This is a genomic window from Nostoc sp. FACHB-888 (assembly GCF_014696655.1).
GTDB lineage: Bacteria > Cyanobacteriota > Cyanobacteriia > Cyanobacteriales > Nostocaceae > Nostoc.
Map to the genome: position 1 here is coordinate 144,370 of NZ_JACJQM010000010.1, position 10,432 is coordinate 154,801.

Consider the following 10,432-nt stretch of genomic DNA (forward strand, 5'->3'; position numbering starts at 1 on the left):
TAATTGTTAACTGTTGACGGTTATCAGTCATCAGTCATCAGCATTCATGTAAATGTTCAAGTTAAATGCGTAACAGTTAGACTGCCGTTATACAATTCAATTCATTTATAGACTGCCGTCCAGCAAGTATGTCATAAGTAGAAAAGGCTGTTAAATGCAAACTGATTTATGACCGTTGCTGTAAATACTACTCCTGGTTTAGCTTCGCGTTTGGTGAATGGCGTACTGGCAATCAAGCCTTTAGCTAACCTAGCCAAGCATCAAGCTAGACAAATGATGATTAAACGTGCCGAGAGGATTGGTGTGCCTTGGACGCAAGAAGTCGAAACACTACAGGCACTTGATTGGAAAGCCGATCTAGCTCAAGTACAAAATCCTCAGCTTTCCTACCCCAATTACTATGTCACCTCATTCCATGCCTACGAAACCGGAAACCTCAGTTGGCAAGCCGCTTTTGAGGTAGAACCTGCTGCTTACGCTGTCCACGCTAAGATTCGTCAGGGCACTGAAGAAGCGCAAGGCGATCCCATGCTGCGCCAAAGTTACCATGATATCCTGAAAAGCCAAATCCCCAATGAGCCGCAAGACATCTTAGATGTAGGGTGTAGTGTTGGCTTGAGTAGTTTTGCCTTACAAGCAGTTTATCCCCATGCGAAAATTACAGGCTTGGACTTATCTCCCTACTTTTTAGCTGTTGCCAATTACCGTGCCCAACAACGTCAAGCTAAAATAAACTGGCTTCATGCCCAAGCTGAATCTACCGGACTACCAGATGCCTCTTTTGATTTAGTTTCCATTTTTCTAATGTGTCACGAATTACCCCAGTCAGCAACTCACCAGATTTTTGCTGAAATGCGGCGCGTACTGCGTCCCGGTGGTTACTTAGCAATCATGGACATGAATCCAAAATCTGAAGTTTACCAGAAAATGCCAGCCTACATTTTGACGTTGCTCAAAAGTACTGAACCATATTTAGATGAATATTTTGCTTTGGACATTGAGCAAGCTATTGTTGAGGCAGGTTTCCAAATTCCTACTATCACCAACAATACCCACCGTCACCGTACAGTGATTGCTCAGGTGAGTGGTTGATTTATCTCTAATTTTGTGGGCAGCAATACCACCATTGCTGCTGCTAGGCTACTACTACTGTCGAGTGCCATTTGCCCCACCTTTATTAAGGTTGCTGATGTTCTTTATCATCGGGGCAATATCTGGTATCTTAGCCCTTAGCCTCGAATGGATTTTTGAAATTGTAGCCAACAGATTTATAGACTGGCATCAGATCAAGCGTTGGCTTCCTGGTATAGCCTTGCGGCAGCTTGTGGAAGTAGGCCCAATTGAAGAAGGTTGTAAGTTTATAGCGGTAGTTATCCCAACCTACTATTTGCAACGCAAGTATCGATTATTTGCATCTACCGTTTTCCTTTTCACCATAGCCGTTGCCCTTGGATTCACTGCCGAAGAGAATTGGATTTACCTTTTCCACGATACAGCATCAATTCTAGACCGTATAATCGGTATGCCAGTCCACGCTATGTTCTCTGCACCTTGGGGATATGCTTTAGGAATCTATATTTCCTCCAACACTCGGTTAAATCGAGACAAAAAGTTCATTTTTAGGGCTTGGTTAAATTCTGTAATCTGCCATGCCTTAGTTAATGTCTTATCAAGTGCTTGGCGTTACTCACTACCTTTAGGTTTCCTGAGCTATGGTTTATTCCCGTTTCTCTTGTGGATGTTTTGGCGATTAGAACAATTACTGCGGAAAGTGCAAGGCGAACTCGCCATTACCGTAATCTCAGGCCATACACCCCAACACCGTTACTGGCAGAGGAGTTTGGTGCTGTTTGCCCTCGTGCTGGGTGGAAATGCTATTTTTGGGCTGTTTCTCTTAGCCAGGATTCTTAGTCCCTTGAGTCCGTCGAAGCTTTTTGATCCTGATATTTTATGGTTTATAATTAGTCGCTTTTCACTAAATCTCTTTTTCGGAGTTTTAGCTTGGGGCATTTATCGTTATTTGCGACATTCCGCTCGTCGTCGGTATTTTTAAAATATGATTTAAGAAAATGCTAGGGGGTTCTCTATGCAAACAACTCCAGTGCGTTGGACGACTGCTGATTTAGAACTATTTGCTGGCGATTCTTTCCACTCATCTTTTTTACTCTGTGTCCTCTGTGACTCTGCGGTTAAATAAATTACTTTTAAACCGCAAAGACACAGACAGAAGAAAACAAATTTTTCAAGTCACTTTGAAAGGACTAATTTTAATAATTACGAATTACGAATTATTAAAAATGCCTATGCCTAAATTTTTAATTGCCTAAATCCTTGCTAATACTGGCTGACTCGCGGCTGCGCTGACTGAATTTGATTCAGATTCAGTACAGTAGATTTCGCAGGAGTTATTGGGACTTTCAATCAGTTTCACTTTGTAAAGTTTAGCTCCCAATTCTTGAATAGGCGATCGCAGTAAATTACTAATGTAAAGTGCGATATTCTCAGCACTGGGCACAACTTCAGCAAAGTAAGGAATGTCTTTGTTTAAGAAGGTGTGATCAAATGGCTCTACTACATAATCTTCTATTACTTGGTTCAATGCCCCTAAATCGGCAATCATGCCAGTGCGTGAATCAATTTCCCCTTTCACGGTAACTTCTAGATGATAGTTGTGTCCGTGACCGTGAGGACGGGCGCACTTACCATAGATCTCATTGTTTTCTTCGTTACTGAGGTTAGGGTGAGCTAGCCGATGGGCGGCGCTAAAGTGAGTACTGATGGTGAGGTAGGCTTCCATTGCGTTTCCCGTATAATCTGCCCAAAGTTCAGGATGTTCAAATAACTGCACACGGACTAAAGGTAAGTGAGGTGCTAGTCGCTGCCAAATAATCCGTGCAATATTCTCAGTGGTGGGCAGAGTTTCTTGAAATTCTGCCCACGCATCGTTGAGATAAGAGAAGTCCAATTGACTGGTAACTTCCCGTTTAATTACTTGTTTTACATCAGACAAGTTCAATACCATGCCATATTCATCCAATTCCCCAGCTAGGGAGATGAATAAGACATAGTTATGTCCGTGTCCCGGAAATCTAGAGCAAGCACCAAATTTCTCAATATTCTCAGCTTCACTCAGTTCTGGCAGCCAATAACGATGACTTGCCGAAAACTGGGCGCGGCGGTTAACAATACATTGCATGAGTACACTATGAGCAGAATTTAAAATTTCTTAATCTTTTTCTGCTTCCAGCATAAACTAATTTCTCTGTCAGTGGTTATGGGAATAATATACGAAGAAAAATACTCGTCAAGCTTGGAGTTTGAAAGATGACTGCTTTTCAAGAGAATAATGAGACGCTGAGTCGTAATGAATATTTAGCAACAGAACTCCTTAAGATTGTGAACTCACTTCCCGGATTTTTCCCATTAAAGAACGAACTTCAGGAAAAATTAGACAACTTACGTTCTGTTCTCCAAGGGCTACGTCCACCACGAGTTATGGTAATTGGTCGTTCTAGATCCGGTAAATCATCCCTAATTAATGCCATTTGTGGTTTAAAGGTTGCAGAAGTCAGTGATACAGCACCAGAAACAGGCATGGCTGAATGGAAGAAATACTATCACAATGGCAGTGATTTACTCCATATTCTAGACACAAGAGGTTTACAGGAGTCAATGGCTCCAAGGCAATATGATTCAGCTAAAACGCCTTATGAAAGCATCATGCAAGCGGTAAAAAAAGATTGCCCAGATGTCATTCTCTTCTTGTGTAAAGCAACAGAGGTTCATAGCGCTAGTGACGAAGACCTCAATGCCTGTGAATTAATCGTTGAAGAAATTAAGAAGCTGTATAGGCGCGATTTACCTGTTATTGGAGTTTTGACACAGTGCGATCAATTACAACCTAAGAAAGTTTATTTCCCAACTAACAATGAAACGAAAAATCGCAATGTTCAGGAACAAGTTAAAAGTTTTTTTGCTTTCTTGAAAGCAAGACAAGAATTAAGCAGATGTGTTAGAGATGTTGTTCCTACTGTTGCGGATGCTAAATATGAAGATGGAAAGAACGGTTTAATTCTTCCTGATGAAGATGATCGGTGGAATATCACTGAATTAGTGGAGACAATGATCAAGTATACGCCAAGCGAGATACGCGGCTCATTAGCACGAATGGCGCATATTGACAATTTTCAACTCCATGTTGCTAGGACAGTTGTTACAGCTTGTACTGCTTTGTCTAGTTTTGTTTCTATCAATCCCATTCCAGGTGCAGCAATACCACTAGTGGTTCCTATTCAAACTTTTATGGTTATGTATATTGGCTGGCTGAGTGGACGGGAGTTTTCTGATCAAACCGTCAAAGACTTTGTTGTAAATGCAGGAATAGGTGTTGCAGTAAATGCTGGCATGATCGGTATAGCTGATATTGCCTTAAAATTTGTACCTGGTTTTGGTAGCTTGCTGGCAGTTGGCGCTGGTGCGATCGCTACACAAGGTTTAGGGGATGCTGCGATTGTATATTTTCTCACCTTACCAGAGGCAAGAAATACAGCCTCCTAAACTATTGATTAACTGAAACTTGTGCTTCACAGTGTAATCCCGTAGCTATGCGGAATAGCTCTTGACCTGTATGTAAATAACGCTCATCGTAGTTCAAAGGAAAATAACCCAATTCATCAAGTCCATCTGCTACTTGATCAAGGCTGTAGTAGAGATGAGCCGCCGTTCTTGCTAAACTAGGCGGATTTGGTAGAGAGCGAAAAGTAATTTGTGCCTGCTTGAGGTCATCTCGACAGGTTTTTAAGTATTCCTGAAATTCATCTAATAACTCATCATCAAAGGGATCAGCAGCTAATTGATCCATTTGTTCTTCTAACGAATAGAGAATCTTACAAAGCAAGCGATTTACAGGTTGGTAAACTTGGCGCAGCCATTCTTCAACTTGCTCGTCAACGTCCCGTCCAGTTTTTCGTCTTGTCTGGTAATGATTTTGCGCTGATGCTGTACGCTGTTGGCGATCGCTATTTAATTTTTGAGAGTCATCTTGCAGTTGTTGGTCATAATTGCGGCGACTTTGGTTGTCGCCTAAGACTTCATAAGCTGCATTGATGCGGATTATCTGCTCGTGATCGGCTGTTTCTTGATTACTGTCAGGATGAAATAACTTAACCAAGCGGCGATAAGCTTGCTTAATCTCCGCTTGGCTTGCACTAGAACTAATTTTGAGAGTTTCGTAATGGTTAGAAACGTGCTTAGAATTGACCATTAATTCAATTTATCGTTAGCTGATGCTAGCGGCTAACCTTGTTTCCAGGTCTTGGAACAACGGTGTACTCAAATACCTCTCACCAAAACTGGGCTGAATCATCACAATTAAACGTCCCTTATTTTCTGGACGTTGGGCAACGCGAATTGCTGCACATAAAGCTGCTCCACTGGAAATACCAGATAGTAGCCCTTCTTCTTTTGCTAAACGCCGACTATAAGCGATCGCTTCTTCATCGGTAACGGTAATCACTTCATCTATCAATTTTATCTTGAGAACTTGGGGAATAAACCCAGCGCCAATTCCTTGGATTTTGTGTGGCCCTGGACGTCCCCCAGATAAAACTGGGCTATTGGCTGGTTCAACAGCGATCGCTTTAGCACTAGGCTTGCGTGCTTTAATCACTTCTGCTACACCAGTGATCGTACCACCTGTGCCCACGCCCGCCACAATCATATCTACTTGTCCATCAGTATCTTCCCAGATTTCAAGAGCTGTAGTTTCCCGATGCACTTTTGCATTGGCTGGATTGCGGAACTGTTGCAACATATAGGTATTTGGCATACTATTAACTATTTGCTGCGCCCGCTCAATTGCCCCACTCATACCCTCCATTCCTGGCGTTAGTTCCAGTTCTGCTCCATAGGCCCGCAACATTGCCCGACGCTCCCCACTCATTGTCTCTGGCATTGTCAAAATTAACCGATATCCCTTAGCTGCTGCTGCCATTGCTAAGGCAATTCCTGTGTTTCCAGAGGTGGGTTCTACCAATACTGTCTTCCCAGGAGTAATCAGCCCCTCCTCTTCGGCAGCGTTAATCATACTCACCCCAATCCTGTCTTTAACTGATGACGATGGGTTCATACTTTCCAGTTTCACCACAATTTCAGCAACACATTCTTCTGTTTGAGGAATATGGTTCAACTGCACTAGGGGTGTACGACCAACTAGTTCTGTAATATTACGAGCAATTCGCATAATTTAGTCCTTAGTTATTAGTTATTAGTCATTGGTCATTAGTTGCAAGCAAAGACAAACGACTCTTGACTAAATGTAGTACATGATATCTAATTACCGCCGGTAATATGGTTTTTCACAAAGATCCTGAAGGATATATTTTTGTAACACTAAATTTGCGGAGCGACTTGCTTCAACCGAAGATCGCTATAACGTTTTCTTCACTAGTCTGAATCTATAATCCTTTTAAACATTCCAAAATTTCCAAAAGGATGATCTTTCGGGGATCTCGCATTTTATAGATAGCCACCTTTAAATAAGTTAAAAATTTTTAATTATTAACTCATAGCTTCTAACTTTTCTAGTATATTCCGGTTCTCTACTGGAGTTTATTCGTTGTTGCTACAGACAACAAAAAGCCCCGCCTCATGGCGGGGAAAATAGAGTTTAAATTTGTCAATGGATAGTCAACACTCTAGAAGGTAAAAGTTGTTCTGAGTGTACCGATAATCGCATCATCGTTCTCGCTGCTTTGGCCAGGAGAGGTCAACCAAATTACGCCAGGGGTAACAGAGATATTATCTGACACACGATACTTGTAAAAGCCTTCAAAGTGATAAGGTACATCATTACCAGCACCAACACCTACCCGGTTAAAGGAATAGGGCTGTGCACCAGCAAAAATACCTAAAACGTTACCCTGTTTACCAAAGTCAGCTAAAGCAACCCCGGCGCCGTATGACCAAGCTTCAAAATCATCAGCAATACCAGAGCCTGTAACATCATGATAAGAGACGAAGCCACTAACTGACAGCTTCTCGCTGGGTCTAAAGGCAGCCGACACACCGTAGGAGTTGCTGGAACCTGAGTTTATTAAAGTGTTAGCTTGTCCGGTACCTACTGCAACATTTCCCGCAAAAGTGTTGTTTACGTTTGATCCAGCACCCGAGTCAAATAAATTACCACCTGTGCCATTATACGCATGGACGTAGGTAGCAGCTAAAGCCAAGCGATCGCCAACACTAAAATTCAACTGTCCTAACGCTGCATAGTCGCCATTGGTAAGACCTTGACCAACACCAGGATTATTAGCATCCGATGCCAAGTAACCTGCGGTGATTGAACTATTTCCTAAAATACCGCCGCCTTGACCAAGAGGTAGATTCAGCGCTATACCTGCACCGCCACCAATCCGATAGATAGGACTTTCAGAAGCAAAGGTAGACAAAGCACCATTGCCGCCGTCAGTTTGGTCGAAAAAGTAAGGGTTGTTAACAGCAGCGTAATGGCTGTGTCGTCCTCCAGTTGCCGCAAGGTAAACTTGAGCTGGGCCTACGGGAGCTTCATAGGTCAAACGATCTATGCTGACACTATTGTTACCAGTACCACCACCAACTTGAAATGTTTGTGTGCCTTCAGCACTGTTGATACCAACACCACCGTTATCTACTAGTGAAAAGGCTTGTGCATTACCGGCTGCAAGGCGGGTGTGCAAAACGTCTCTACCAGTGAAGCTGGTTTGTAAGTCTAAACGGACTCTATTTTGGAAGACAGTATTATTAGCATCACCAGTGTTCTCGCCAAAGACATCACTAACAGCAAAAATCGCTTCACCGACTAGTTTGGTGGTAGTAGAGAACTGATTAGCTTCCAATTCCGCAGTCCGCGCTTCTAGGGAATCTACACGACCGCGTAGGGTAGCCAATTCTGCGGAAAATTCTTCTTGTAACCGTTGTAAGGTAGCTAAATCTTGTTTGGTCACCAAGTCAGCTGTTGCTGTAGCAATCAATTCGTTAACCCGATCCAAACAGGCATTTAAACCGGCGGCAAATTCATAACGGGTTAAAGCACGGTTACCGCGATAAGTAGCATTTGGGTAACCTGCAATACAACCATAGCGCTCAACCAAGGACTGCAACGCTTGGAATGCCCAGTCGGTGGGTTGTACATCGGAAAATTGAGAAACTGATGTTACTTGAGACTGAGAGTTACTTTGGCTACCTTCATTACTGTAGCGATTAACTTGATCTATGGTTGTTTGAGCCAATATTTCTGGCTGTTGGGCAACTTCAGTTACACCTGGTTGTGCGACCAATGATGCTTCAGTGGTTTTGTTTGGAGCCGCAATTGCTGTTGCTGAAACTAACAATGTAGCTCCCAAAACTGCTGGGCTAACCACTAAGGATTTCCACAATATACTAGACATCTTCTCTTTACTCCTCACACCTTGTTTAGATAATTGTATTCGTTGCACCTAAAATCTCAAAAAAGCGACATCTCATAGAAACCTGTGGATGAGGCTTAGTTACCACTACTACAATTTTAGTTTTTGCAAAGCTAATAAACGATTAACTTAGGGTTAAAAACTTATGTGATTAACTTATGCAAAAACATATCTTTATATCATAACATTATAAAACATCTGATCTAGATGACAAGCTCACAGCGATCGGCTTAAAAACTGTCACACATAATTATCTAAATATCTAAGCAGGGAGTAGGGTTTAGGGCATTTGTTCTCTAGTTGGCTAAATTGACCGAAACTTGATATACTTAGCAACTTGTAAGTAAAAATCACTTCTTGGACTTAGCCCTAATAGAAATTGCACATTAGTTATAAACACACTAGCTCGGCTATACAAACGTAGGCAAAGCCTTTTAGCAGGGTAGTTTGTCTGCTATTGTGGTCACAAATACAAGCTTAGGAATCAAGGGTTTTGAAACCCGTCACTCCAAAGAAAAACCGTAGTTCTACTCTTAAGGCTTGCTATGCACTGTGTCTTGCATGGCCTGTATGACTTCCATCTGCTAGTGCAAGATATCAGAATAAATCACTTAGTTTATTTGGGAAATCCTCTGCGCTACATCAAAGTCAGCCTGCGTCAGCCCGCCTGCATCATGTGTTGTGAGTGTTATCTTCACTTTGTTGTAAGAAATTTCTATATCAGGATGATGTCCTGCTGATTCAGCAGGCTCCACCAGCTTATTGACAAACTCAATTGCTTGAATAAAATTCTTGAATGTGCGGGTAATTTGCAACTTGGAGCCTTCAACACTCCAACCTGACAGAACCTTTGCACTTTCTTGAATTTCTGCCTCAGTGAGTAGTTGTGCCATATCACAGAATTCCCGTTTGTATTATCTTAATTACATTATAAAAAGGCGTTGGGAAAGCCCACTCTTTTTAAAAAATGGGATGAGAGATGCCCCAACGCCGTTGATGTTTGACGGTTAACAGTTAACAGTCTTTCGTGTTATCTCATCCCCTAAAAGGGGATGGGATGAGCTTAAATATTTCATAAAATCAAACCTCTTTTTTCCTCCACAGACAAAGATGGGAGGATAAACTAGGGCATAATTGGTGTGTGTATATTTAAATTGGGCTTGTGTAGATAAGCTAATGTGCTTCTAAGTTGCATAACCTTAGCCTTGAATGACGATTAGCTTAAACGCTATTGCTAACATCTGGTCAAACCCCAAAGTTTGATGCAAGATATTTTTATTTTTAAGAAAAATTAAATGTGTTAGCTTTGTCCACTTCAAGGCATCGCCATCTCAGTTGTCAAAAGCAACCATTGATAAAACAAAATTTGCCTACAAAAAACTATCCGCTCTGATTTAGATCAGGCGATCTAAATCAGAGCGGTGTAGCGGGTCTTCAGGTTGCAACCAGACTGCCGGAAGGAACTCCGAGCTTGCCTAGCTACTTGAGCTAACTTAGTATCTCAAAGATAACTAAGGCTAACTTTTAGAGAACAGCCCCGGCGCGCAGCCGGCTAACTGCAACCTGATGACCCATGCATTTACTACTTTCTATCATGGGCATCACCTCCTTGTTGCCTAAGCGGTCTTAGTCTCAAAAGGGCAGAGCATTTGCTCTGGGTTTATAACCTTCATTTAATATAACACATAAATTTAGAGATATTAACCATATATAAAAAAATCCCCCACCGAAAGGCGGGAGATTACTGGAGAATGGGAAATATTGACACTTTATAGGCTTATGCCAAGGTGATTATTTAATTTGGTTCGTGTCAATTTTTGACAATCACAACCTGATTCAAGTCATGGTTGGCTTTTATATTAGAGAGCGTTACCACGAGGTAGAACTTCCTCAGGGAATACAAATTGTTCGTGGGGTTGATCTTGAGGAGCCATCCAAGCGCGGATACCCTCGTTCAGCAAAATGTTTTTGGTATAGAAGGTTTCAAA

The 10,432-nt window shown here is 42.0% G+C and carries 8 protein-coding genes and 1 pseudogene; 3 read left to right on the plus strand and 6 right to left on the minus strand.

Features of this window, described 5'->3' with window-relative positions:
• Positions 1–168: 168 nt before the first annotated feature.
• Positions 169–1,092, plus strand: a complete 924-nt coding sequence (locus H6G26_RS09160) for a class I SAM-dependent methyltransferase (RefSeq protein ID WP_190728953.1) — start codon at positions 169–171, stop codon at positions 1,090–1,092.
• A complete protein-coding gene (locus tag H6G26_RS09165) occupies positions 1,085–2,053 on the plus strand; it encodes a PrsW family glutamic-type intramembrane protease (RefSeq protein WP_190728954.1) in 969 nt (322 codons plus the stop codon). The genes H6G26_RS09160 and H6G26_RS09165 overlap by 8 nt, the downstream gene beginning before the upstream one ends.
• A 270-nt stretch (positions 2,054–2,323) precedes the next feature.
• Here H6G26_RS09165 and H6G26_RS09170 read toward each other — a convergent pair whose 3' ends face one another.
• Positions 2,324–3,196 carry a 6-carboxytetrahydropterin synthase gene (locus H6G26_RS09170; protein ID WP_190728955.1) on the minus strand — a complete coding sequence of 291 codons (873 nt, stop codon included), beginning with the start codon at positions 3,194–3,196 and terminating at the stop codon, positions 2,324–2,326.
• Between the two features lie 128 nt (positions 3,197–3,324).
• On the opposite strand from H6G26_RS09170, the gene H6G26_RS09175 reads away from it, so the two are divergent.
• A complete protein-coding gene (locus H6G26_RS09175) occupies positions 3,325–4,557 on the plus strand; it encodes a GTPase (RefSeq protein WP_190728956.1) in 1,233 nt (410 codons plus the stop codon).
• 1 nt (position 4,558) lies between these two features.
• Here the strand turns inward: H6G26_RS09175 and H6G26_RS09180 are convergent, their stop codons facing one another.
• From H6G26_RS09180 to H6G26_RS09200, 5 genes and pseudogenes are all read right to left on the minus strand, one after another.
• The gene (locus H6G26_RS09180) at positions 4,559–5,263 is read right to left on the minus strand and encodes a J domain-containing protein (RefSeq protein ID WP_190728957.1); all 705 of its coding nucleotides are present in this window, start codon (positions 5,261–5,263) and stop codon (positions 4,559–4,561) included.
• A 15-nt stretch (positions 5,264–5,278) separates the two neighbouring features.
• Positions 5,279–6,241, minus strand: a complete 963-nt coding sequence (cysK, locus tag H6G26_RS09185; protein ID WP_190728958.1) for a cysteine synthase A — start codon at positions 6,239–6,241, stop codon at positions 5,279–5,281.
• 454 nt (positions 6,242–6,695) lie between these two features.
• Entirely contained in the window at positions 6,696–8,426 is a 1,731-nt protein-coding gene (locus tag H6G26_RS09190; RefSeq protein WP_190728959.1) for an iron uptake porin, read from the minus strand.
• A 629-nt stretch (positions 8,427–9,055) separates the two neighbouring features.
• Positions 9,056–9,337, minus strand: a complete 282-nt coding sequence (locus H6G26_RS09195) for a 4a-hydroxytetrahydrobiopterin dehydratase (protein WP_190728960.1) — start codon at positions 9,335–9,337, stop codon at positions 9,056–9,058.
• 966 nt (positions 9,338–10,303) lie between these two features.
• Positions 10,304–10,432: pseudogene (locus H6G26_RS09200) on the minus strand (photosystem II D2 protein (photosystem q(a) protein)); the annotation flags it as partial.

What these genes read in the sequence shown, in the direction of transcription:
- H6G26_RS09190 (WP_190728959.1), bottom strand. Translation starts at nt 8,426, where the DNA reads ATGTCTAGTATATTGTGGAAATCCTTAGTGGTTAGCCCAGCAGTTTTG.
- H6G26_RS09195 (WP_190728960.1), bottom strand. Translation starts at nt 9,337, where the DNA reads ATGGCACAACTACTCACTGAGGCAGAAATTCAAGAAAGTGCAAAGGTT.
- H6G26_RS09160 (WP_190728953.1), top strand. Translation starts at nt 169, where the DNA reads ATGACCGTTGCTGTAAATACTACTCCTGGTTTAGCTTCGCGTTTGGTG.
- cysK (WP_190728958.1), bottom strand. Translation starts at nt 6,241, where the DNA reads ATGCGAATTGCTCGTAATATTACAGAACTAGTTGGTCGTACACCCCTA.
- H6G26_RS09175 (WP_190728956.1), top strand. Translation starts at nt 3,325, where the DNA reads ATGACTGCTTTTCAAGAGAATAATGAGACGCTGAGTCGTAATGAATAT.
- H6G26_RS09180 (WP_190728957.1), bottom strand. Translation starts at nt 5,263, where the DNA reads ATGGTCAATTCTAAGCACGTTTCTAACCATTACGAAACTCTCAAAATT.
- H6G26_RS09170 (WP_190728955.1), bottom strand. Translation starts at nt 3,196, where the DNA reads ATGCAATGTATTGTTAACCGCCGCGCCCAGTTTTCGGCAAGTCATCGT.